The 24,095-nt window shown below is 61.8% G+C and carries 22 protein-coding genes; 14 read left to right on the top strand and 8 right to left on the bottom strand.

Annotated elements, in window-relative coordinates; genetic code table 11:
* Positions 1–75 precede the first annotated feature (75 nt).
* Positions 76–2,253, bottom strand: coding sequence for a hypothetical protein (locus ACVWZP_RS13565; RefSeq protein WP_026139772.1), 2,178 nt, complete (start codon positions 2,251–2,253; stop codon positions 76–78).
* A gap of 313 nt (positions 2,254–2,566) precedes the next feature.
* Positions 2,567–2,935, bottom strand: a complete 369-nt coding sequence (locus tag ACVWZP_RS13560) for a YkgJ family cysteine cluster protein (protein ID WP_372812522.1) — start codon at positions 2,933–2,935, stop codon at positions 2,567–2,569.
* Positions 2,936–3,188: 253 nt separating this feature from the next.
* Between ACVWZP_RS13560 and ACVWZP_RS13555 the strand changes: the two genes are divergently transcribed.
* Positions 3,189–4,541, top strand: coding sequence for a spinster family MFS transporter (locus ACVWZP_RS13555; RefSeq protein WP_057004736.1), 1,353 nt, complete (start codon positions 3,189–3,191; stop codon positions 4,539–4,541).
* A gap of 167 nt (positions 4,542–4,708) precedes the next feature.
* On the opposite strand, the gene rapA is transcribed toward ACVWZP_RS13555, so the two are convergent.
* Entirely contained in the window at positions 4,709–7,555 is a 2,847-nt protein-coding gene (gene rapA, locus ACVWZP_RS13550) for an RNA polymerase-associated protein RapA (protein WP_057004737.1), read from the bottom strand.
* A 218-nt stretch (positions 7,556–7,773) separates the two neighbouring features.
* Here rapA and ACVWZP_RS13545 point away from each other — a divergent pair, with 218 nt between their 5' ends.
* The gene (locus tag ACVWZP_RS13545; RefSeq protein WP_046384432.1) at positions 7,774–8,115 is read left to right on the top strand and encodes a hypothetical protein; all 342 of its coding nucleotides are present in this window, start codon (positions 7,774–7,776) and stop codon (positions 8,113–8,115) included.
* Here ACVWZP_RS13545 and ACVWZP_RS13540 read toward each other — a convergent pair.
* The 3 genes from ACVWZP_RS13540 to ACVWZP_RS13530 all read right to left on the bottom strand — a co-directional run bounded on the left by ACVWZP_RS13540 (position 8,112) and on the right by ACVWZP_RS13530 (position 10,527).
* Positions 8,112–9,293: an aminotransferase class V-fold PLP-dependent enzyme gene (locus ACVWZP_RS13540; RefSeq protein WP_102617389.1), complete on the bottom strand. Its 1,182-nt coding sequence runs from the start codon at positions 9,291–9,293 to the stop codon at positions 8,112–8,114. The genes ACVWZP_RS13545 and ACVWZP_RS13540 overlap by 4 nt on opposite strands.
* Positions 9,290–9,565, bottom strand: coding sequence for a RidA family protein (locus ACVWZP_RS13535; RefSeq protein WP_108525990.1), 276 nt, complete (start codon positions 9,563–9,565; stop codon positions 9,290–9,292). Before ACVWZP_RS13535 ends, ACVWZP_RS13540 begins: the two co-directional genes overlap by 4 nt.
* Before the next feature lie 89 nt (positions 9,566–9,654).
* Positions 9,655–10,527, bottom strand: a complete 873-nt coding sequence (locus tag ACVWZP_RS13530; RefSeq protein ID WP_046384429.1) for a LysR substrate-binding domain-containing protein — start codon at positions 10,525–10,527, stop codon at positions 9,655–9,657.
* Between the two features lie 132 nt (positions 10,528–10,659).
* Here ACVWZP_RS13530 and ACVWZP_RS13525 point away from each other — a divergent pair, with 132 nt between their 5' ends.
* Entirely contained in the window at positions 10,660–10,821 is a 162-nt protein-coding gene (locus ACVWZP_RS13525; protein ID WP_017844811.1) for a hypothetical protein, read from the top strand.
* Between the two features lie 143 nt (positions 10,822–10,964).
* Complete coding sequence (ccoM, locus tag ACVWZP_RS13520) at positions 10,965–11,081, top strand: cytochrome c oxidase subunit CcoM (RefSeq protein ID WP_017844812.1); 117 nt, start codon at positions 10,965–10,967, stop codon at positions 11,079–11,081.
* Positions 11,082–11,257: 176 nt separating this feature from the next.
* Here the strand turns inward: ccoM and ACVWZP_RS13515 are convergent, their stop codons facing one another.
* Together ACVWZP_RS13515 and ACVWZP_RS13510 are read right to left on the bottom strand one after the other, a co-directional pair.
* Positions 11,258–12,733, bottom strand: a complete 1,476-nt coding sequence (locus ACVWZP_RS13515; protein ID WP_017844813.1) for an inorganic phosphate transporter — start codon at positions 12,731–12,733, stop codon at positions 11,258–11,260.
* A gap of 333 nt (positions 12,734–13,066) precedes the next feature.
* Complete coding sequence (locus ACVWZP_RS13510) at positions 13,067–13,267, bottom strand: hypothetical protein (RefSeq protein ID WP_003172389.1); 201 nt, start codon at positions 13,265–13,267, stop codon at positions 13,067–13,069.
* A 541-nt stretch (positions 13,268–13,808) separates the two neighbouring features.
* Between ACVWZP_RS13510 and pcaR the strand changes: the two genes are divergently transcribed.
* From pcaR to pcaD, 10 genes are all read left to right on the top strand, one after another.
* On the top strand, positions 13,809–14,651 hold the full coding sequence (gene pcaR / locus ACVWZP_RS13505; RefSeq protein ID WP_017844814.1) for a pca regulon transcriptional regulator PcaR: 843 nt from the start codon (positions 13,809–13,811) through the stop codon (positions 14,649–14,651).
* Between the two features lie 144 nt (positions 14,652–14,795).
* A complete protein-coding gene (locus tag ACVWZP_RS13500) occupies positions 14,796–16,136 on the top strand; it encodes an MFS transporter (protein ID WP_046384428.1) in 1,341 nt (446 codons plus the stop codon).
* A 171-nt stretch (positions 16,137–16,307) separates the two neighbouring features.
* Positions 16,308–17,165 carry a CoA transferase subunit A gene (locus ACVWZP_RS13495; RefSeq protein WP_017844816.1) on the top strand — a complete coding sequence of 286 codons (858 nt, stop codon included), beginning with the start codon at positions 16,308–16,310 and terminating at the stop codon, positions 17,163–17,165.
* Entirely contained in the window at positions 17,165–17,944 is a 780-nt protein-coding gene (locus ACVWZP_RS13490) for a CoA-transferase subunit beta (RefSeq protein WP_017844817.1), read from the top strand. The genes ACVWZP_RS13495 and ACVWZP_RS13490 overlap by 1 nt, the downstream gene beginning before the upstream one ends.
* Positions 17,941–19,146 (top strand): 3-oxoadipyl-CoA thiolase, encoded by a 1,206-nt coding sequence (pcaF, locus tag ACVWZP_RS13485; RefSeq protein ID WP_169850589.1) that lies wholly within the window; start codon positions 17,941–17,943, stop codon positions 19,144–19,146. Before ACVWZP_RS13490 ends, pcaF begins: the two co-directional genes overlap by 4 nt.
* 17 nt (positions 19,147–19,163) lie before the next feature.
* Positions 19,164–19,868, top strand: coding sequence for a protocatechuate 3,4-dioxygenase subunit beta (pcaH, locus tag ACVWZP_RS13480; RefSeq protein WP_017844819.1), 705 nt, complete (start codon positions 19,164–19,166; stop codon positions 19,866–19,868).
* Between the two features lies 1 nt (position 19,869).
* Entirely contained in the window at positions 19,870–20,436 is a 567-nt protein-coding gene (pcaG, locus tag ACVWZP_RS13475; protein ID WP_102617393.1) for a protocatechuate 3,4-dioxygenase subunit alpha, read from the top strand.
* A 186-nt stretch (positions 20,437–20,622) separates the two neighbouring features.
* Positions 20,623–21,918: an MFS family transporter gene (locus ACVWZP_RS13470; RefSeq protein ID WP_017844821.1), complete on the top strand. Its 1,296-nt coding sequence runs from the start codon at positions 20,623–20,625 to the stop codon at positions 21,916–21,918.
* A 10-nt stretch (positions 21,919–21,928) separates the two neighbouring features.
* Positions 21,929–23,293 carry a 3-carboxy-cis,cis-muconate cycloisomerase gene (locus ACVWZP_RS13465; RefSeq protein WP_046384424.1) on the top strand — a complete coding sequence of 455 codons (1,365 nt, stop codon included), beginning with the start codon at positions 21,929–21,931 and terminating at the stop codon, positions 23,291–23,293.
* A 10-nt stretch (positions 23,294–23,303) separates the two neighbouring features.
* Positions 23,304–24,095 carry a 3-oxoadipate enol-lactonase gene (gene pcaD / locus ACVWZP_RS13460; protein ID WP_046384423.1) on the top strand — a complete coding sequence of 264 codons (792 nt, stop codon included), beginning with the start codon at positions 23,304–23,306 and terminating at the stop codon, positions 24,093–24,095.

The raw sequence follows: 24,095 nt of genomic DNA, 5'->3' as shown, positions 1-24,095 counted from the left end.
GAAATGCCCGGGGAATTGTTTCTTGGTGTTAGCAGATCGCTGTGGCGAGGGAGCGTGCTCCCTCGCCACAGACAACTAGGCAGTTTTGCCGGTATGGTTGTTCAACGAAATAATCTTCGTCTTGCCGATCCGATGACGGTAAATCTCACGCAAGTACTTGATCGCCTTCTTCACGCAATCCCGTGACAGGCGAATGTCATTGATCGAGACAAACTTATCTTTGTCATTGATCAACTCACGGTACTTCTTCTCATACATCGGCTTGATCGCGTACCAGTTGGTGTCGAGGATCTTCGCCGGGTTTTCAAACTCATTGAGCAGTTCGTCGATACGCTCTTCGTCGAAATCCTCGTGGATGATGAAGTCCAGGATCGAGTTGTCCAGCGTGTCGTCGAAACGGTACGGGTTGCGCGCAAAGCAGCGTTTGATGAACGCCACGATCAGCGTCAGGAAATCATCCGACAGGCACGGGCTCTTGGCGATCAGGGTGGTCAGCGACAGGTTGGCCGACGCGCCGATCACCAGGGCGTAGCGCTTGAGCGTGGTGTTGGGGAACAGGCTGTTGAGGTGGGTCTTGAGGCGGTTCAGGTCCATGTAGGACAGTTTGTAGTCCTTGGGCAGCGACACGATCGACACCACCGACGAGCAGTTCTTGAAGAAGTGCAGGTCGTGCAGCGCCGCCGCGTCATAGCCGGAGTTCTTGTACTGCTCCAGGGAAGCCTTGTAGCGCTTGGACTCGATCGGCAGCAGGCTGATGCCTTCTATGGCCTGGGTGACTTTGTTGAAGTGCGGCAGGTCGATGGAGCGGAAGAACAGGTCGTCGATGTTCAGGCGCTGCGGCTCTTTGTCGAACACCTTGAACTTGTCACCCGACGGCGCCGGGGTTTCCGGGACCACCGATTCGGCGTAGGCAATCGCCACCGGGCCGGCCAGGCTCATGAACAGGTCGTTGGCATCCAGGCGGATGGTTTCGCCGATGTCGATACCGGCGCGACGGAAGTAGTTCTGGTCGTAGTCGGTGGTGACCGCCTGGGCGGTAAGAATGTTGAAGATCTGTTGCGAGATATACTGGTTGGCGTGCTTTTCCATGGCATTGACATCAATGTTCTGGATATTGCCGTCATCGCTCTCTTCGGCGTAACGCATGATGTCGTTGGAGATCAGCATCATCGCGTTCCACGGGCGGATACGGCCCTTGACGCTGGCTTCGCTGCTGTCTTCATTGGCGAAGTTGTACGAAAAATCCCATTCTTCCGACAGATACTTGCAGAGCAGCCGCCCGGCGTTGATGTGCAGCGCCTCGGACATTTCGCTGCGGTGGTCGGAGATGTTCGGCAGCACGCAGATGCCGCTGGTGAAGATCGGTTCGAAGACGAAGGCGTGGCCGCTTTTGCTGTCGTGCTCGTCGGCCGGCTTGGTGTCGAACGTCTTGTTCATGTACGAATGCTGTTGGGCCAGGCCGAACTCCGACGCCATGCCCGAGCCGGTGCCGCCGCCGGCGCTGAAGATCGAGAAATACAGGCGCGACTGGTTGGCCTTGATGCCGCAGGAGTCGATCAGGTACGAATGGATCATCTTCCAGTCGGGGCTGGAAAAACGCTGGGTGTCTTTATTGAGGATGATCTTGGCCAGGTACTGGCCGAGGATCGGCGCGTTACCGGCGCCACCGGCATGGACTTCCGAGAGGTCCATGATTTTCATCTTGCTGTAATCGCGCAGGAAGCCGCTTTTTTCGCCCTTGCGCGAGAATCGGATGCGCCCGGCGATGTCTTTGTCCAGGTCGCCCAGCATCACCAGCGGCTCCACCAGGAACACCGGTTTGCTGGCCTTGCCGACGCCCAGGCGCAGGTTGTTGCGAATCCATTGAGCGGGGCTGTAGCCCTTGTCTGTCGACTTGTCTTCGGTACTGAATTCGTTCAGGTAGAACTTGCGTGCGTTATAGACCAGCTCGGCCACGTCCAGCGCAATGTTCGAACCGCAGCGGCCCAGGCCGATCAGGCACACCGAGGGGAATTCCTGTTCGCTGCGCGGCTCGCCATCGACTTCCTGATGGGGCAGGCGCGGGAACACCATGTCGCGCAAGCCGTCGAGGTTGTCGAGGATGCGGTCGGTATTGGTCTCGGTGAAGTACAGGTATTGCTGGGTCGCCAGTGGACGGGGGCTGCTCAATGACTTCGAACCTGAAGGTTTTTCCGCAGGAGCTGTCGGCAACACATCGGAGACCACGGTGGCAGAGTTATTTTTAGAAGTCATTGTGCGCCATGTACCTGGGCGGATGGCTGTGAAATGTTAAAAAGCCATCACTGAGTGGGAGTTCGCGACTTTACAGTGCGTTCGGGTCCGGGGCGATAGGTTTAACCCTAGCGTTTCAAGGGGAAATCCCGGCCCGACTCTGATGAATCGGCCGTTTACCGGCATTCTTTAGATAAATGATGGCGAAATGCCAAAGATTCGGCGTCAGCGAATTGCTCTGGCAGGCAAGTGGGCGCCGCTGCGGGCAGCGGAAATCTTCATGATCGCGCTGGCGGGCAGCTCACCCGGACCGACATCACGGCCCTGTTGGCGGCTAAGCGCTGATCGGCAGGTCCAGCTCGAAAGGCGGTGGCTCCAGCGGCGCCAGACCAAATGCTGCGCGCGCGGCATCGCAATCGGTGTTTTGCACACCTTGGCTCCAAGAGGCGTCGAACTCGCGGCACACGCTGGAGCGTTGCTCATAGATCGTGCAATGAGTGCCTTTGCCCACTTCGCCCTCAAGGCTGCAGCAGCGCGCGGGTTTCTGGTCGGTCCCGATCATCGCCACGCGTGTGGGGTTGATCTGCACCACCAGGTCGTCGGGCACCGTGCCCCCCGCCGAGGCGCACTCACCCCAGAAGAAAGACACACGGAAGTGTGAACAGCAGGCACCGCAATTCAGACACGGACTGGCTTCGGACATGGGCGTCTTCGATAAGGAAAGTAAGAAGGGTTGTGACAGGAAGGCTGGCCATTCTAATCGCGCCATGGCCGTTGGGAAGAGGAGGGCACACTTATATTTTTCGTAGGGAAAGTCCCGTAGTTTCGGGTGGAATCATGCCCTATCAGCGTTACGAATCATTACAGACAAGCGTCGCCGGCCTGACTATGTTGCAGATACCTGAGCAGGATGCATCGGGCATCGCAGCTCTCATAACAATAAAAGAGACGGACCCATGCAGAACTCGACCCAAGCGGCGAATGCCTGGCGCATTCTGTTCCTGCTGTTCCTCGCCAACCTGTTCAACTTCTTCGACCGCACCATTCCGGCGATCATCATCGAGCCGATCCGCATGGAATGGCACCTGAGCGACTTTCAGCTGGGCATCATCGGCACCGCCTTCACCATCGTCTATGCCATTGCCGGCCTGCCGCTCGGGCGCCTGGCCGATACCGGTTCGCGCAGCAAACTCATGGGGTGGGGCCTGTTCGCGTGGAGCGGGTTGACGGCGATCAACGGCATGGTCGGCAGTTTCTGGACGTTCCTGTTGGTGCGTATGGGCATCGGCATCGGCGAAGCCAGCTACGCGCCGGCGGCCAACTCGCTGATTGGCGACCTGTTCCCGGCTCACCGCCGTGCGCGGGCCATGGGCATTTTCATGCTGGGCCTGCCATTGGGCCTGTTACTGGCGTTCTTTACCATTGGCGCGATGGTCAAGGCGTTCGACAGCTGGCGCGCGCCGTTCTTTATCGCGGCCGTGCCGGGGCTGATCCTCGCGGTCTTCATGTTCTTTATCAAAGAACCCAAGCGCGGCGCGGCAGAAACCGTGCAAGTCTCCCAGGAACGCGTCGACCGCCCGATCCGCCGCGTGCTGGCGGTGCCGACCTTTCTCTGGTTGGTGCTGGCCGGGCTGTGCTTCAACTTCGCAACCTATGCGTGTAACTCGTTCCTGGTGCCGATGCTGCAGCGCTATTTCCTGATGCCGTTGCAGGACGCGGCGGTTGCCACCGGGGTGATCGTCGGGTTGACCGGGCTGGTCGGCCTGACGTTGGGCGGCTGGATCGCCGACAAGATCCATCAACGGGTTGCCAATGGCCGCCTGTTGTTTGCCGCGTTCAGCCTGATCATTTCCACCGTCACCACCGCCTGGGCCTTGCACGCCGGGCGTATCGAGATCGGTGTGTTTGTCGCGCTGTTCAGCGTGGGCTGGTTGTTTGCCTACAACTTCTACACCTGTGTGTACACGGCGATCCAGGACGTGGTCGAGCCGCGCCTGCGGGCCACGGCGATGGCGCTGTTCTTTGCCGGCCTGTACTTGCTGGGTGGCGGCATGGGGCCGGTGGTGGTGGGGGGCCTGTCCGATCACTTTGCCCATTCGGCGATGTATGCCGCCGGGGCGGAGCAGATGACCGAGGCTTATAAAGCGGTGGGGTTGCATGACGCCATGTACCTGATTCCGGTGGCGCTGTTCTTGACCATGCTGTTTCTGTTTCAGGCGTCGCGCAGTTTTGTGCGGGATGCCAAGCGGATGAAAGACGGGCTGGTGGCGGTGGAGGTGGCGGTGCCGGCTGCTGCTGCGACGGCTTGAGATCGCGTTGACGCCATCGGGAGCAAGCTCCCTCCCACACTGCAACTGCATTCCAAGTGTGGGAGGGGGCTTGCTCCCGATGAGGCCATGACTGGCGAAGACCTTCTTCAGTGAATAAAAAAGGCCCGCATTGCGCGGGCCTTCTTTTTAGCTGAGCAACGCAGCAATCAACCCGCCACCAACACCCGGATCGCTTCCAGGCGCAGCGCGGCCTTGTCGAGCATGGCCAGGCCTTGCTCGCGCTGTTGGCGCAGGGCAACCAGTTCGCTGTCGCGCACGGTCGGGTTGACCGCTTGCAACGCGGTCAGGCGCGCCAGTTCTTCGTCGGTGTCGGCTGCCAGGCGACGCTTGGCCTCGGCCACGCGCTCGGCGTGGCGCGGGGTGATCTTCTCTTCGCCGGCGTTGATGCGTGGCGTCAGCTGGTCGCGCTGGGCCTGGACGAACTTGTTGGCGCTGGCCCGTGGCACGCTTTCCAGCTGGTCGTTCAAGGTTTCGAACGACACGCGGCCGGACAGGTCGTTGCCGTTGGCGTCCAGCAGGCAGCGCAGGGCGGCCGGCGGCAGGTAGCGGCCCAGTTGCAGCGAGCGCGGGGCAACCACTTCGCTGACGTAGAGCAGCTCCAGCAACACGGTGCCGGGCTTGAGCGCCTTGTTCTTGATCAGCGCGACGGCGGTGTTGCCCATGGAGCCGGACAGCACCAGGTCCATGCCGCCCTGCACCATCGGGTGTTCCCAGGTGATGAACTGCATGTCTTCACGCGACAGCGCCTGGTTACGGTCGTAGGTGATGGTCACCCCTTCGTCGTCGCCCAGGGGGAAGCTGGCGTCGAGCATTTTTTCGCTGGGCTTGAGGATCAGTGCGTTTTCCGAATGGTCTTCGCTGTCGATACCAAACGCATCGAACAGGGTTTCCATATAGATCGGCAGGGCGAACTGGTCGTCTTGCTCGAGGATGTCTTCCACCAGCGCATCGCCTTCACCCGCGCCGCCGGAGTTGAGCTCCAGCAGACGGTCGCGGCCGGTGTGCAGTTCCTGTTCCAGGCGCTCGCGCTCGGCACGGGCTTCGTCGATCAGGGCTTGCCACTCGCCGTCGTCGGCGTTTTCCAGCAGCGGCAGCAGGCGTGGGCCGAACTGATGCTGCAAGGCGTTGCCGGTCGGGCAGGTGTTGAGGAACGCATTCAGCGCTTCGTGGTACCACTGGAACAGGCGCTCTTGCGGGCTGGTTTCCAGGTACGGCACGTGCAGTTCGATCACATGTTTCTGGCCGATCCGGTCCAGACGGCCGATCCGCTGTTCCAGCAGGTCGGGGTGGGACGGCAGGTCGAACAGCACCAGGTGGTGGGAGAACTGGAAGTTGCGGCCTTCGCTGCCGATTTCCGAACAGATCAGCACCTGGGCGCCGAATTCTTCATCGGCGAAGTAGGCGGCGGCGCGGTCACGTTCGAGGATGTTCATGCCTTCGTGGAACACCGTGGCCGGGATGCCGGAGCGCACGCGCAGGGCGTCTTCGAGGTCCATCGCGGTTTCGGCGTGGGCGCAGATCACCAGGACCTTGGTGCGCTTGAGCATTTTCAGCTGGTCGATCAGCCATTCAACCCGTGGGTCGAAGCGCCACCAGCGATTGTCTTCCTCAATGTCCGGCTGCGACTGGAAGCTGACTTCCGGGTACAGCTCGGCGTGTTCGCCCAGCGGCAATTCGAGGTATTCGTCCGGGTTCGGCAGCGGGTAGGCGTGCAGCTTGCGCTCCGGGAAGCCCTGCACCGCGGCGCGGGTGTTGCGGAACAGTACGCGGCCGGTGCCGTGGCGGTCGAGCAGCTCGCGCACCAGGCGCGCGCTGGCTTCGGTGTCGCCATCGTTGACGGCGGTGAGCAGCGCTTCACCTTCGTTGCCGAGGAAACCCTGGATGGTGGTGTGCGCGGCCGGGGAGAGACGGCCCTTGTCCAGCAGTTCCTGCACCGCTTCGGCCACCGGGCGATAGTTCTCGCTTTCGGCGCGGAACGCTTGCAGGTCGTGGAAACGGTTCGGGTCCAGCAGGCGCAGGCGCGCGAAGTGGCTGTCCTGGCCCAGTTGTTCCGGGGTGGCGGTGAGCAGCAGCACGCCAGGGATGACCTCGGCCAGCTGTTCGACCAGCGAGTACTCGGCGCTGGCGTTGTCTTCATGCCAGACCAGGTGGTGGGCTTCGTCGACCACCATCAGGTCCCAGCCGGCGGCGAACAGTGCGTCCTGGGCCTTCTCGTCGTCCACCAGCCACTCCAGGGCCACCAGGGCCAGCTGGGTGTCTTCGAACGGGTTGGCGGCATCGCTTTCGATGAAGCGTTCTTCGTCGAACAGCGCCACTTGCAGGTTGAAGCGCCGGCGCATTTCCACCAGCCATTGGTGCTGCAGGTTTTCCGGAACCAGGATCAGCACGCGGTTGGCGCGCCCGGACAGCAACTGGCGATGGATCACCAGGCCGGCTTCGATGGTCTTGCCCAGGCCCACTTCGTCGGCCAGCAATACCCGTGGCGCGATACGGTCAGCGACTTCACGGGCGATGTGCAACTGGTGGGCAATCGGTTGCGCCCGCACGCCGCCCAGGCCCCACAGCGAAGATTGCAACTGGCGGCTGGTGTGTTCCAGGGTGTGATAGCGCAGCGAGAACCAGGCCAGCGGGTCGATCTGCCCGGCGAACAGACGGTCGCTGGCCAGGCGGAACTGGATGAAGTTCGACAGTTGGGTTTCCGGCAGGGTGACCTGCTCGTTCTGCCCATTGAGGCCGTGGTAGACCAGCAGGCCGTCGACGTCGTCGACTTCTTGCACGGTCATTTTCCAGCCTTCGAAATGGGTGATGCTGTCGCCCGGCGAGAACCTCACGCGGGTGAGGGGCGCATTCCGTAGCGCATACTGGCGCGTGTCGCCAGTGGCCGGATAGAGCACGGTCAGCAAGCGGCCGTCCTGTGCCAGAACGGTGCCTAAACCCAGCTCTGCTTCGCTGTCACTAATCCAGCGTTGCCCCGGTTGATACTGCTGCGCCATGCTGCCTGACTCCCGCCGTGAAAAAGCCGACTATCTTAACGGAACAAGGCCCTCATCCAAAGGACTCTGACAAAAACTACGCGGTTTGCGCCGTGCATCGAATGTTGAGTCGACAGATGGCGGGCACTTGTGAGTGTCGACTGGGTCACAGGTTGGCAAGCCTGCGCTCAAGTCCGCCCGCCGCCCGCCGACAGCCTGCTGACAGGAGAACAACTATTATGCTGCCACCTATGCTGCCCGTCAGCGTTGTGCCGGTCACGTCGCAACTCGACCCGGTGCGTCAAAAACCCGATATTCCGCCCGTGGTGCCCGTACAAGCGAGTTCCAACGAGAGCACGATCGACCTGAAAAATGGCGATGCCGAGCAGTCGACGTTTTTGCTGCGCGAGGAGCAACGTCGCCAGCAGGAGCAGCAGAAACGCCGGCGTGAAGCCGATGACGACCCGGAGGCGCACTTGGCGATCCCGGGCGACGAGCTCAACGCCGATAACACCGTGCCCGTGGCGCCGCTGATCGAAGACGCGCCACGCCAAGGGTTGTGGGTGGACGTCGAGGTTTAATCGCGCAGTTCGCGCAAGGCCGCCATCAGCCGTTCAATGTCCTGATCGGTGTTGAGCGGGCTGACGGAGATTCGCGCAATGCTGGCCAGGCCTCGTGCCTGCATATCCAGTGGGGTATATGCCACATCGTTGGCGCCGATATTGATGCGCTTGAGCTCCAGGCGACGCTTGAGCTCGAAGGCGTCCCAGCCGGCGAGGTTGAAGGCGATCAAGCCTGATTGGCTGGTGCCCAAGTCATGCAGAGAGATTCCCGGAGTCTGACGCAACGTTTCGCGGATTCGCTCGCTGGTCTGCCGGACCCGGTCCCACACCCGCTCAATCCCCAGTTGATTGAGTTCCTGCAACGCATTGCCCAAACCTGCGAATAAGGCGTAGGACGTTTCGCTGGTTTCAAAGCGTCGGGCATCGTTGCGCAGGCCGAACCCCTGGGCGCTCCACGGCGCTGAAAACACATCGCGCTGCGCAGGGTTCAACCGCGCCAGAAAGTCCGGCCGCACGTACAGCAGCGCCGTGCCCCGCGGCCCGCGCAGGTGCTTGCGGCCCGCTGACTTGAGCACGTCGCAGTGCAGCGCCTGCACATCCACCGGCACCTGGCCGACCGCCTGGCCGGCATCGATGAAGTAGGGGATGCCATGCCGCCTGGCCACTTCACCAATCGCCTGGGCGGGGTTGATCAGGCCGCCATTGGCGGGGAGCCAGGTCAGGTCGATCAGTTTCACGCTTGCGTCGATCATCGCTTCCAGGGCTACCGGGCAGACTGCACCGGTTTCATCGCAGGGGATTACCTCGATTCGCGCACCGGCCTGCACCGCCAGTTCCATGCTCGCCAGGTTGCCGCCCCATTCGTGGCGCCCCACCAGAATCCTGTCGCCCGGCTGCCACCGGCCCAGCGCCTGGAACGCCAGGCTCCAGGCGGTCGAGCCGCTGCCGGCAAAGGCAATCGACGCGGTGGGTGCATTGAGCAACTGGCCGGCGGCGCGGCGGGCTTTTTCCACCAGGATGGCGCCATGTTCGCTGGCCTCCATCGGGCCGTCGCACGCTTCGCGTTGCAGTTGCTCGATGATGGTGTCGAGGGTCGCCTGGCTCGGCAATGCAGCACCGGCCGTGTTGAAGTGTACGAGACCGGACCGACAACCCGGCGTGGCCTCGCGCAGGCGCTGGACGTCGAGCGGGCTCATGGCTGCAGCTCGAACATGGCGTCGACTTCCACCGCCACGCCCCCCGGCAGGCTGGACACGCCGACAGCGGTGCGTACATGCCGGCCTTTGTCGCCGAGGGATTCGCCCAGGCGGCCGACATAGGCCGGTTTGCCGTCCAGCAATGGGATTTGCCCGGAGATAAACAACTGATTCCGGCTGATCACATGGTTGATGTAATTGGCAATCGGCTGGCTGGGCGTCGGCAGCGTGAGGCCGAGGGCCTGCACGCGTTGGCGGATGGAATCGCGCATGTTGAATCCTCTGGGTTGAGAGGTTTCAGCATGTTGATCAAGGTGATGGACGGCAAACGCATAGATATCATCCGACGTATCGAAATAACTCACGCGTCGGCGCAGGCAGCCTTCAACCACGCGCTGAAACATTCGGCCGCCGCGCTGGCGGGGCCTTGGGGCGCGATCAGCCAGTAGCCGATTTCGCTGCGATACGGCGGCCAGTCGAAGGCTTCTACCAGGCTGCCGTCCTGGAGCCGGCGCTCGATCAAGCGGTGACGGCCCATGGCGATACCTTGGCCGGCCACGGCGGCTTCGACCACGATGTTGTAGTCATGCAGCACCACGCGCGGATGCGGGCTGAGGTCGACTTGATAATGGCCGGACCAATCCGTCCATTCGAACGGGCGGTGCGAGGTGGCCATCAGCAGAGCGCCGTTGTGCTGCCGGCTGGCCTTGAACGCCGGGCTGCACACGGGGGAGAGCACTTCCGGCATCAGCCGCGTGGCCTGCACGTCAGGCCAGTCGCCCTTGCCATAGCGGATGGCCAGGTCGACCTCGGCCGCCGCGACGTTCGCCAGTTGAATCGCTGGCACCAGCTCCACCTGGATCTGCGGGTAGCGTTGCAGAAAACCGGCCAGGCGCGGCGCCAGCCATAAGGTGGCAAAGGATGCGAGCAAGCCGATGCGCAACACCGTGACGCTGGACACCACCCGTTGGCTGCGGGTGGCGGCGGCGATCAGGTCGAGGGCAGGGCGGATTTGCTCGTAGTAGTGTTGGCCGTCTGCGGTCAGATCAATCGCGCGGGTGCGTCGGACAAATAGTGGTTTGCCCAGGTACTGTTCGAGCTTGTGTACCTGATGGCTGAGCGCACTCTGGGTCACTGACAACTCATGGGCCGCCTTGATAAAGCTCAAGTGCCGCGCCACGGCCTCGAAGGCGCGCAGGGCCAGCAACGGCGGAAGGTCCTTGTGCAGTGCCACCTGTGTGCGCCTCTTGGGTAAGGGAGAAGTGCCGATTTTGGGCGATGACCTGCATTTTGTCGCCCGCTGATTTGCTGTCGGGCAAGTGAGGCCGCATTATTAAGCGATCCCCGCCACGACGTAAGCCAAGCCATGAGTGATGACGACAAACTGATCGACCTGAACGCCGAACGCGCTAAACGGGTGCATGACCTCAACGATAAACGTCTGAATGAGGTTCGCCAGGCGTTTGAACAGGCGATGCCGCTCGGAAAAGTTAAGAAAAAACCGAAAAACAAACCGAAAAAGCGTTGAAACAGCCTGCATCTATTGATGCAGGTCAGTTATTTCCCTTCTTTACGCCCCGTCGTGGGCGACATTGATCCTCGTCAATTTCCCATCCCGCCTTCTCCTTTAACTTAGCCCTATCGCAACAAGGCAACAGCAGGAGGCCAGTCATGTTTTTCGATAATGTGGTGTTTGCCGGAGTGCTGACAGTTGGCCTCATGGTGCTGTTCTTCGTAGGGTTTGGATTTTTTATCTGGAGAGACGCGAACAAGCGTAAAAAACCATAGGTTTTTCCAGGTTACATGAGCACGCAAGGCATTTTGGGCGACTTCGGTCGCCCTTTTTTTTGCCCGCGATTTAATCAACACCGCTCTCACTTCTGAACGGCGTTCGGCTTGAGATCGACCGCATAAAAAAAGGTGCGACCCTCGCGGATCGCACCTTTGTCATGGCCAGCGGGCTATCAGCTGCCCAGCGCCTTGGACGCCATCCAGAACAACCCGGCCGACAGGCCTACGGTCGCCGGCAGGGTCAATACCCAGGCCATCAGGATGGTCTTCACCGTGCCGCCTTGCAGGCCGCTCTTGTTGGCAACCATGGTGCCGGCAACACCGGACGACAGCACGTGCGTTGTCGACACCGGCAGGCTGAAGATGTTGGCCAGAGCGATCATGCTGGCGGTGGTGATTTGCGCTGACATGCCTTGGGCATAGGTCATGCCCTGCTTGCCGATCTTCTCGCCGATGGTCAGTACCACGCGCTTCCAGCCGACCATGGTGCCCAGGCCCAGGGCGAGTGCGACCGCGATAATCACCCAGAACGGTGCGTATTCGGTGGTGGCCGTCAGGTCTTTGCGCAGCTTGTCGAGGTCGGATTTCTCACGGGCGTCCAGGCCTGGCAGCTTGCCGACTTTCTTCGCGGTGTCGTCCAGGCACAGCAGGTAGCGGCGTACCTCAATGCGCTGGTCGGACGTCAACGAATGGTAGTCGGAAACACCTTTCAAGGTGTCGAGCAGCGCGTTGATGGTCGGTTCAGTCTGCTGTGGGTTGCAGCGGAACTTGCCCGGCAGGTCGTCCTTCACGCTTTTGCCCAGAGCCAGGAATTCGCCCAGGGTTACTTGATTGCGCTGGTAGAACTGGTTCAGGTGCAGGGTGGCGTCGCGGGTACGCTCGATCTGGTAAGTGGTGCTGCCCAGGTCGAGAACGAACTGCGCCGGCACGATACCGATCAGCACCAGCATGATCAGGCCGATACCTTTTTGCCCATCGTTGGAGCCGTGGACGAAACTCACGGCCATGGCGGAAATCACCAGAACCAAGCGGTTCCAGAACGGCGGGCGCTTCTTCTCGTCGACCTTGCGGCGCTCGTCCGGAGTTTTATGCATCTTGGACAGCGGACGCCACCACTTCAGGCTGATCAGCAACAGGGCTGCGACCAGAAAGCCGGCCATGGGCGAGAACACCAGGGACGCACCGATATCGATCGCCTTCTGCCAGTTCACCCCGTCAGCCAGGGGAATGTCGTTGATCAGCGCATTCGCGAGGCCGACACCCAGGATCGAGCCGATCAGGGTGTGCGAGCTGGAGGCGGGAATACCGAAGTACCAAGTGCCCAGGTTCCAGGTGATCGCCGCGGCCAATAACGAGAAGACCATCGCCAGACCATGGCCGGTATTCACATTGATCAGCAATTCCACCGGCAACAAATGCACGATGGCGTAGGCGACACCGACACCGCCGAGCAATACGCCGAGGAAGTTGAACAACCCGGAGAAGAACACGGCCAGATGCGGCGGCATGGCTTTGGTATAGATGACTGTGGCCACCGCGTTAGCGGTGTCATGAAAGCCATTGATGAACTCGAAGGCGAGGACAAAGGCCAGGGCGAGCAGCAGGCTCACGAGAACCCAAGCATCCAGTCCGCTGAATAAATCGATCATGAAGGTTTTCTGACCCGGTCGTAAGGGGGCGCGATTATGCCAGAAAACCTCGGTAATCGATGCACTAGCTGCTCATCGGTAACAATCTTCATTGAAAAAAAGCCGGGCAGCAGCGCGCATCCCAGGGTTTTCGGGGGCTCGGCAAGTCTTTGATTTACAAAGCGCGGCGTCGTAGAGGTGGGGTTTTGTCACCTAAACGTCATCTCTGAAACATTTGTACGAAATTTCGTTGGTCGCAGCAGGACGCTGAATAATTGACCCACGAGCGAGGTGCCCTCCGCCGGCGGTGAGCCGGCGGAGACAGCAGAACCCGTTGGACTCAAACCTCGATGCTTATGGCTCTTCGGCTTTGAGTTCCTGTTCAATCTTTTGGATCTCCTGGGCAAAGGCCTGATCGAGCAGACTCGCTCGTTTGCGCCATGGCTTGCGCTCTGGTTCAGGCTGAGCGGCGTAGGTGGTGACTTCCCCGCCGTATACGTCCTTGTAACGTTGCTCCTGGCGCTCAAGTTCCGCGCGCAGTTCATCTTTCGTCACAGTGTTACCTAATTTGAGTTGAGTTTAATTAACGTGCAGTGCTACACCCGAACATTGCCCTCGGCATGTTTTAAGTTGAGCAGGTGAACCTTTCAACTTTAGACGAATTGCCAGCGGTGACTTCCTTGAACCGGTATTTATAAACGGCAGCATAATCAACATACGATGCCGGGCGAGCTCCCATCCCGATATGGATATCGGGCTGACCTCTGCACAGGTTGCATTATAGCGGCGCATTTTAATAACACTATCATCATAAAGTTAAAAAGCGTCAACGTTGTGTGAGGCTTTTGTTACATGCACGCGTCAGTCTTGGTTGGGAAGTGGCCGACATAAATGCCGGCGTAAGCCCAATGCTGCCATGCGATCCGGTTTTTATGATCGCGCCGGCAAAATTGCGATAATCGCATGATCGTCCGATAATCGCCCAACGTTGCTGACCCAACCTTGTGCATCCCGGTTGGGGCGGCTTTCAATAGCGAGCAACCTTCGCGGTTGCCGATAAGCGCCAGCGGTTGAAAATAATAAAGAGGACCTTGAAATGAACGATCAATTGCGCAACTCCTTTGCGTCAGCGGCGCCGCCGATCGTGGCTTCACCGGCCAAACGCATCCAGGCATTCACCGGTGATCCGGACTTCATGACCTCCCTGGCCCGTGGCCTGGCCGTGGTGCAGGCGTTCCAGGAACGCAAGCGTCACTTGACCATCGCCCAAATCAGCCACCGTACCGAAATCCCCCGCGCCGCCGTGCGCCGTTGCCTGCACACCTTGATCAAGCTCGGCTACGCCACCACTGACGGGCGCACCTATTCGCTGTTGCCCAAGGTGCTGACCCTCGGGCATGCCTATCTGTCCTCGACGCCACTGGCGGTCTCCGCTCAACCGTACCTGGACCGCATGAGCGAGCAGCTTCACGAAGCCTGCAACATGGCCACCCTGGAAGGCGACGACATCCTCTATATCGCCCGGTCGGCCACCACGCAGCGCCTGATTTCCGTGGACCTCTCGGTAGGCGGGCGTTTGCCGGCGTACTGCACTTCCATGGGCCGCATCCTGCTGGCGGCGCTGGACGATGCGTCGCTGCAGGACTACCTCGACCACGCCGACCTGCAAACCAAGACCAGCCGCACCCTTACCACGCCCGAAGCCTTGTTCGAGTGTCTGCAACACGTGCGCCAGCAGGGCTGGTGCATCGTCGATCAGGAGTTGGAACAAGGCCTGCGCTCCATCGCAGTGCCGGTGTATGACGCGTCCGGCCAGGTGCTGGCGGCGCTCAACGTGAGTACCCATGCCGGTCGTGTCAGCCGCAGCGAACTGGAGCAGCGCTTCCTGCCGAGCATGCTCAGCGCCAGCCGTGAGTTGAGTGCGCAACTGTTTGCCTAAGCTGTTCGGTGACCGCACAGATCCCGGTTCGATCAATTGACGTTGTTTCCCCTGGGTTATTACTGTGCGGCAGCGCTCTGAGCGCCGCCCAATAATAATGACGACCCCAGGTCGTTGGCCCGCCATCGGTGTGGAATAACAATAATGAATCAACCTTCTGTCGCTACCACCCTGGACGTGCAGTCCTTCATCAACGCCCAGCCACTGTCACGCTATCAGTGGCGTGTGGTGATCCTGTGTTTCCTGATTGTCTTTCTCGATGGCCTCGACACCGCCGCCATGGGCTTCATCGCGCCCGCGCTGTCCCAGGACTGGGGCATTGACCGCGCCAGCCTCGGCCCGGTGATGAGCGCCGCGCTGATCGGCATGGTATTCGGCGCCCTGGGTTCCGGCCCGCTGGCGGACCGTTTCGGGCGCAAAGTGGTATTGGTGAGTGCGGTGCTGGTGTTTGGCGCCTTCAGCCTGGCCTCGGCCTACAGCAGCAACGTCGATCAGTTGCTGGTGTTGCGCTTCCTCACCGGGCTGGGGTTGGGCGCCGGTATGCCGAATGCCACCACGCTGCTGTCCGAATACACTCCCGAACGCCATAAATCGCTGCTGGTGACCAGCATGTTCTGCGGTTTCAACCTGGGCATGGCCGGTGGCGGGTTTATCTCGGCCAAATTGATCCCGGCATTCGGCTGGCACAGCTTGCTGCTCATCGGCGGTATTTTGCCGTTGATCCTCGCGGTGGTGTTGTGGGGATGGCTGCCGGAATCGGCGCGCTACCTGGTGGTGCGCAACCGCGGCACCGACAAGGTGCGCAAAGCCTTGTCACCCATCGAGCCCGGCATCGTCGCCCAAGCCAGCGGTTTCAGCGTGCCCGAGCAAAAAACCGTGAAGGCGCGCAACGTATTCGCGGTGATCTTCTCCGGCACCTACAGCGCCGGCACCTTGTTGCTCTGGCTCACCTACTTCATGGGCCTGGTGATTGTGTACCTGCTGACCAGTTGGCTGCCCACGCTGATGCGCGACAGTGGCGCGAGCATGGAACAGGCCGCGTTCATCGGTGCGCTATTCCAGTTTGGTGGCGTGTTGAGTGCGGTCGGGGTGGGCTGGGCGATGGACCGGTTCAACCCGCACAAGGTCATCGGCACGTTCTACCTGCTGGCCGGGGTATTTGCCTACGCGGTAGGGCAGAGCCTGGGCAATATCACCGTGTTGGCGACCTTGGTGCTGATCGCCGGAATGTGCGTCAACGGTGCGCAATCGGCGATGCCGTCCCTGGCCGCACGCTTCTACCCGACCCAGGGCCGCGCCACCGGCGTGTCATGGATGCTCGGTATCGGCCGCTTCGGCGCGATCCTCGGCGCGTGGATGGGCGCCACCTTGCTGGGCCTGGGCTGGAACTTCGAGCAGGTGCTCACCGCGCTGGTGATCCCCGCCGCATTGGCCACGGCCGCCGTGGTGATCAAAGGCATGGTCAGCCATGCCGACGCCACCTGAAGACACGCGCATTTCCTGTGGGTGCAAGAAAGATTAGCTAGACAACAATCGGTTCGATAATCGAACACTGTGTCGATTATCGGATTGTTTGGCTTTTTGCCCCGGCTTAATCTTCAAGCACTTCGGCGCCACCTTCGCGCCTTTTTCGATCCACACCGGGAGCCCGAACCCATGGCTGAAATTCTTGCGCTGCGTGACGCGGTGAAGCGATTTGTGAACGACGGCGATACTGTCGCACTGGAAGGCTTTACCCACCTGATCCCTACGGCAGCGGGTCATGAAATCATTCGTCAGGGCAAGAAAGACCTGACGCTGGTACGTATGACGCCTGACCTGATCTACGACCAGTTGATCGGCGCCGGCTGCGCCCGCAAGTTGATTTTTTCCTGGGGCGGCAACCCTGGCGTGGGTTCCCTGCATCGCCTGCGTGATGCGGTCGAGAAACACTGGCCGCAACCCCTGGAGATTGAGGAACACAGCCACGCCGACCTGGCCAATGCCTACGTCGCCGGTGCTTCCGGCCTACCGTTCGCGGTGTTGCGCGCCTACGCCGGTTCCGATCTGCCCAAGGTCAACCCGTTGATCAAGACCGTCACCTGCCCATTCACCGGCGAAGTGCTGGCGGCGGTGCCGTCGGTACGTCCGGACGTCAGCGTGATCCACGCGCAAAAGGCCGACCGCAAGGGCAATGTGCTGCTCTGGGGCATTCTTGGCGTGCAGAAGGAAGCGGCGCTGGCCGCCAAGCGTTGCATCGTCACCGTCGAAGAAATCGTCGACGACCTCAACGCGCCGATGAACAGCTGCGTGCTGCCGACCTGGGCGCTGACGGCGGTGTGCCATGTGCCTGGTGGCGCGCACCCGTCCTATGCCCATGGCTATAACCAACGCGATAACCGTTTCTACCAGGCCTGGGACCCGATCGCTCGCGACCGTGGGACGTTTACCGCCTGGATCGACGAATACATCCACGGCACTGCCGATTTCAGTGAATTCCAGGCCAAGCTGGCCGCCGCGCAGGAGGCCAAGTAATGGCTTACTCGACCAATGAAATGATGACCGTCGCCGCTGCACGCCGCCTGAAGAATGATTCGGTGTGTTTTGTCGGCATCGGCCTGCCGTCCAAGGCGGCCAACCTGGCGCGCCTGACGTCCTCGCCGGATGTGGTGCTGATCTACGAGTCCGGCCCGATTGGCGCCAAGCCCAGCGTATTGCCGCTGTCCATTGGTGACGGCGAGTTGGCGGAGACTGCCGACACTGTCGTCCCCACCGGTGAGATCTTTCGCTACTGGCTGCAGGGCGGGCGCATCGACGTCGGTTTTCTCGGCGCGGCCCAGGTCGACCGTTTCGGCAATATCAACACCACCGTGGTCGGCGATTATCACCAGCCCAAAGTGCGCCTGCCGGGTGCCGGTGGCGCGCCGGAAATCGCCGGTTCGGCCAAGAGCGTACTGATCATTCTCAAGCAGTCGGCGCGTTCGTTTGTCGACAAGCTGGACTTCATCACCTCCGTCGGCCACGGTGAAGGCGGCGATTCACGCAAGCGCCTGGGCCTGCCCGGTGCCGGTCCTGTCGGGATTATTACCGACCTGTGCATCATGGAGCCGGAAGAGGGCAGCCATGAGTTCGTGGTCACCGCGCTGCACCCCGGCGTGACCCGCGAGCAAGTGGTCGCGGCCACCGGCTGGGCGATCCGCTTTGCCGATCAGGTCAGCACCACCGCGGAACCGACGGCAGTCGAGCTGACCGCCCTGCGTGATCTCGAAGCCCGTACAGCGGCCGCCCACGGCCAAGCACCCGGAGAAGCCTGATGCGCGACGTATTTATCTGCGATGCAATTCGTACCCCCATCGGCCGTTTCGGCGGTGGCCTGTCCACAGTGCGCGCCGACGACCTGGCGGCACTGCCGATCAAGGCGCTGATCGAACGCAACCCTAGCGTGGATTGGCACGCCGTCGATGAAGTGTTCCTCGGCTGCGCCAACCAGGCCGGTGAAGACAACCGCAACGTCGCGCGTATGGCGCTGTTGTTGGCGGGCCTGCCTTCGAGCATTCCCGGCGTGACCCTCAACCGTTTGTGCGCTTCGGGCATGGACGCGATCGGCACCGCCTTTCGTGCGATTGCCAGCGGTGAAATGGAATTGGCGATTGCCGGCGGCGTCGAGTCGATGTCCCGCGCGCCGTTCGTGATGGGCAAGGCTGACACGGCGTTTTCGCGCAACATGAAGCTTGAAGACACCACCATCGGCTGGCGCTTCATCAACCCGCTGATGAAGGCTCAGTATGGCGTGGATGCGATGCCGCAGACCGCCGATAACGTCGCCGACGACTACCATGTGTCCCGCGCTGACCAGGACGCCTTCGCCCTGCGCAGCCAGCAACGCACCGCCGCCGCCCAGGCCGCCGGGTTCTTCGCCGAAGAAATCGTGCCGGTGCGGGTCGCCCATAAAAAAGGCGAAACCGTGGTGGAACACGATGAGCATCCACGGGCCGACACCACCCTGGAAACCCTGGCCCGGCTCAAACCGGTCAACGGCCCGGACAAGACCGTCACCGCCGGCAATGCGTCGGGTGTGAACGACGGGGCGGCGGCGCTGATTCTTGCGTCTGCCGAGGCCGTGAAAAAACATGGCCTGACCGCCCGTGCCCGAGTGTTGGGCATGGCCAGCGCCGGTGTCGCGCCACGGGTGATGGGTATCGGCCCGGTGCCGGCGGTTCGCAAGCTGGTGGAACGCCTGGGCCTGGCCGTCACCGATTTCGATGTGATCGAACTCAACGAAGCCTTCGCCAGCCAGGGCCTGGCGGTGTTGCGTGAATTGGGCATCGCCGACGATGCGCCCCAGGTCAACCCGAACGGCGGCGCCATCGCCCTCGGCCATCCCCTGGGCATGAGCGGTGCGCGACTGGTGCTGACGGCCCTGCATCAACTTGAAAAAACCGGCGGCCGCAAAGGTCTGGCGACCATGTGTGTTGGAGTGGGCCAGGGCCTGGCGCTGGCGATTGAACGCATCTAATAAGAGAGGACCGCTCCATGAGTGACAAGCCCGGTTACCGGCGCCCGCAAGCGGGTACTCAACCTGATTACCTGCACCCGGCCTACCAGTCGACGAACCTGCGTTCGCCGTCTCAGCCGTTGGTGTTCCTGCCCCATTCCCTGTCGGAAATCACCGGGCCGACCATCGGCGCCGAGCGCATCAACGAGAAGGACAACGACCTGACTGCGCAGCACGACGGCGAGCCGCAGGGCGAGCGCATCATCGTTCACGGGCGCGTGCTCGATGAAAACGGTCTGCCGGTGCCGGGCATCCTCGTGGAGATCTGGCAGGCCAACGCGGCCGGCCGCTACAACCACGCGCGCGATCTGCACGACGCGCCGCTCGACCCGAACTTCACCGGCACCGGGCGTACCGTCACCGACGCCGAGGGCTGGTACCAGTTCCAGACCATCAAGCCCGGCGCCTACCCGTGGGGCAACCACCACAATGCGTGGCGCCCGGCGCATATCCATTTTTCGCTGTTCGGCCCGAGCGTGCTGACGCGCCTGGTCACGCAGATGTATTTCCCCGGCGACCCGCTGCTCGAGTACGACCCGATCTACAACTGCGTACCGGACACCTCGGCCAAGCAACGCCTGATCGCCACGTTCGACCTGGAAAAAACCATTCCTTCCTATGCCCTCGGCTACCGCTGGGACATCGTCCTGCGCGGCCGCGACGCCACGCCGATGGAGAAATGAGATGAGCCTTTACGCGACCACGTCCCACACCGTCGGGCCGTATTACCACATCGGCCTGACCTGGCTGAACCGCGAAGCCCTGGCCAACGCCGCGACCCTCGGCGAACGCGTGGCGATCAGCGGGCAAGTGGTGGATGGCAACGGTGATGTCGTCAACGATGCCATGCTGGAAGTCTGGCAGGCCAATGCCGCCGGCAAGTACGACCACCCGGAGGACGACCAGGACAAAGCGCTGGACCCGAACTTCGAAGGCTTCGGCCGGGTGCCGGTGGATGCTGAAGGGCGCTTCCGCTTTACCACCGTCAAGCCGGGCAGCGTGCCGGGGCTGGCGGGCACGACCCAGGCGCCGCACCTGGTGGTGCTGGTATTTGCCCGTGGCCTGGTGAAACACTTGCTCACGCGGATTTATTTTGACGGTGAGGCGCTGAATGCGGATGACCCGTTGCTCGCGCGCGTGCCCACAGAGCGGCGCAGTACCTTGATTGCCAAGCCGGATGCGGACGGTGTGCATCAGTGGAATGTGGTGTTGCAGGGGACAGATAAGGAAACGGTGTTCTTTGATTACTGAGTTGGCTTGAGAACCTATCGGGGGCAAGCCCCCTCCCACACTTGAATGTATTCACACATCAAAGGTGGGAGGGGGCTTGCCCCCGATGAGGCCATTTCAGGCAACACCTATGTAAATGTCTACAAGCGGAACATGGCTGTTGCAAAGTGTGTCTAGGCTATAACCATTCCCACTGAGTGAAAAAAAATGACAACAACAACCAGTCACTACACCGGAGAAGAGCGCAGCAAACGGATTTTTGCGATTGTCGGGGCATCCTCCGGCAACCTCGTCGAATGGTTCGACTTCTACGTCTACGCCTTCTGCGCCATTTACTTCGCCCCGGCGTTTTTCCCCTCGGACGACCCCACGGTGCAACTGCTCAACACCGCCGGCGTGTTCGCCGCCGGGTTCTTGATGCGGCCCATCGGCGGCTGGCTGTTTGGCCGGGTGGCCGATAAGCACGGGCGCAAAAACTCGATGATGATCTCGGTGCTGATGATGTGCGCCGGTTCCCTGGTCATCGCCTTCCTGCCCACCTACAAAGACATCGGCGCCTGGGCCCCGGCGTTACTGCTGGTGGCGCGGCTGTTCCAGGGCTTGTCGGTGGGCGGCGAATACGGCACCACCGCGACCTACATGAGTGAAGTCGCGCTCAAGGGCCAGCGTGGGTTCTTCGCCTCCTTCCAGTACGTGACCCTGATCGGCGGGCAACTGCTGGCGGTGTCGGTGGTGGTGGTCCTGCAACAGATCCTCAGCGAAGACGAACTGCGCGCCTGGGGCTGGCGGATTCCGTTCGTGATCGGCGCCATCGCGGCGGTGATCTCCCTGCTGCTGCGTCGCAGCCTGAAAGAAACCACCAGCAAGGAAATGCGCGAAGACAAGGACGCCGGCAGCATCGCCGCGCTGTTCCGTGACCATAAAGCGGCCTTTATCACCGTGCTCGGCTATACCGCCGGTGGCTCGCTGATTTTCTACACGTTCACCACCTACATGCAGAAGTACCTGGTGAACACCGCCGGGATGCACGCCAAGACCGCCAGCTACATCATGACCGGCGCGCTGTTCCTTTATATGTGCATGCAGCCGCTGTTCGGCATGCTGGCCGACAAGATCGGTCGCCGTAATTCGATGCTGTGGTTCGGCGCGCTGGGTACCTTGTTTACGGTGCCGATCCTGCTCAGCCTGAAAACCGTCAGCAGTCCGTTCCTGGCGTTTGTGCTGATCACGCTGGCGTTGGCCATTGTCAGTTTCTACACCTCCATCAGCGGCCTGGTGAAAGCGGAAATGTTCCCGCCCCAGGTGCGCGCCCTGGGTGTGGGCCTGGCTTATGCGGTGGCCAACGCAATCTTCGGCGGCTCGGCGGAATACGTGGCCTTGGGTTTGAAATCCTTGGGCATGGAGAACACCTTTTATTGGTACGTCACCGGCATGATGGCGGTGGCTTTCCTGTTCAGCCTGCGCCTGCCGAAACAGGCGGCGTACCTGCATCACGATTTATAAAGGAGGCGTTATGACGCTGCGCACGAGCAACCAACTGTTCGACGCTTACTTCAGCGCTGAGAGCATGGCCGAGGTGTTCTGCGACCAGGGGCGCCTGCAGGGCATGCTGGATTTCGAAGCCGCACTGGCACGGGCCGAGGCCCAGGTCGGGTTGATCCCGCAGGCGGCCGTCGCGCCGATTGCCCAGGCGTGCCTGGCGTCGCTGTATGACGTCGACGCCCTCGGTGTGGCGATTGCCTCGGCGGGCAATTCGGCGATTCCGCTGGTGAAGGCGCTGGGCAAGTGGGTGGCCGGTGAAGACCCGAGTGCCGAACGCTATGTGCATTTGGGCGCGACCAGCCAGGATGTGATGGACACTGGCCTGGTCCTGCAACTGCGGCGCGCGCTGGCGTTGATCGAAGCCGACCTGGCTCGCCTCGGCGATATTCTGGCAGCCCAGGCCCAGCGGTATGCGGCTGTACCGTTGGCCGGGCGGACGTGGTTGCAGCATGCCACGCCGGTCACCCTGGGCATGAAAATCGCCGGTTGGCTGGGCGCGGTGACCCGCAGCCGCCAGCGCTTGATCGAGCTGAAACCGCGCTTGCTGGTGCTGCAATTCGGCGGCGCCTCCGGCACGTTGGCTGCGCTTGGCGAACAGGCAATGCCCGTTGCCCAAGCGTTGGCGGCGCAGTTGCAACTGACCTTGCCCGAGCAACCCTGGCATACCCAGCGTGATCGCCTGGTGGAGTTCGCCAGCGTGTTGGGTCTGATCGCCGGCAGCCTTGGCAAGCTGGGCCGCGATATCAGCCTGCTGATGCAGACCGAGGCGGCGGAAGTATTCGAGCCGGCGGCGCCCGGCAAAGGCGGCTCGTCGACCATGCCGCACAAACGCAACCCGGTGGGCGCCGCCGTGCTGATCAGCGCTGCGACCCGCGTGCCTGGCCTGGTGGCGACGCTGTTCAGCGCCATGCCCCAGGAACACGAACGCAGCCTGGGCCTGTGGCATGCCGAATGGGAAACCCTGCCGGAGATTTGCCGCTTGGTCTCTGGCGCATTGCAACAGGCGCTGCTGGTGAGCGCAGGGCTGGAAGTCGACCCCGAGCGCATGGCGCGCAACCTCGACCTGACCCAGGGCCTGGTGTTGGCCGAAGCCGTCAGCATCGTGCTCGCGCAGCGCCTGGGCCGCGACACCGCGCACCACCTGCTGGAGCAATGCTGCAAACGCGCGGTGGCCGAACAACGCCATCTGCGCGCCGTCCTCGCCGATGAGCCGCTCATTACCGCCGAGTTGTCGGCGACAGACCTGGACCGCCTGCTCGACCCGGCGCACTACCTGGGCCAGGCCCAAACCTGGGTCAGCCGCGCTGTAACCGAACACTTTGCACTGACTGCCTGAGGAGATTGCTGTGGCTTTTGTACAACTCGCCGAGGGCGAACTGCATTACCAACTGGATGGCCCCATCGATGCACCGGTGTTGGTGCTGTCCAATTCGCTGGGCACCGACCTGAATATGTGGGACACCCAGGTCCCGGCCTTTGCCGAGCACTTTCGCGTGCTGCGCTTCGATACCCGTGGCCACGGCCAATCCCTGGTGACCGAAGGCCCCTACAGCATCGAACAACTCGGCCGCGACGTGATTGCGCTGCTGGACGCGCTGGACATCCCGCGCGCGCATTTCTGCGGGCTGTCCATGGGCGGGCTGATCGGCCAATGGCTGGGGATTCACGCGGGGGATCGTTTGCAGCGCCTGGTGGTGTGCAACACTGCGGCCAAGATCGGTACATCAGACGTGTGGAACCCGCGTATCGAGATGGTCCTGCGCGACGGTGCGGCCGCGATGGTGGCGCTGCGCGACGCGTCGATTGCGCGCTGGTTCACCGCCGATTTCGCGGCGGCCAACCCGCAGCAGGCCAAGCGCATTACCGACATGCTCGCGGCCACCTCGCCCCAGGGCTACGCCGCCAATTGCGCAGCGGTGCGCGATGCAGACTTTAGCGAGCAACTGTCGGCGATCCACGTGCCGACCCTGGTGATCGCCGGCACTGAAGACGCTGTCACCCCGCCCGCCGGCAGCCACTTTATCCAGCGTCAGGTACAGGGGGCCGAGTACGCCGAGTTCTACGCCGCCCACCTGTCCAACGTGCAAGCCGGTGCCGCGTTCAGCGACCGGGTCATTCAATTTCTGCTGGCCCGCTGA

This window comes from Pseudomonas sp. TE36184, from assembly GCF_054060055.1.
Note: the sequence above shows the minus strand (reverse complement) of the source record. Positions and strands in the feature narration are given on the sequence as shown.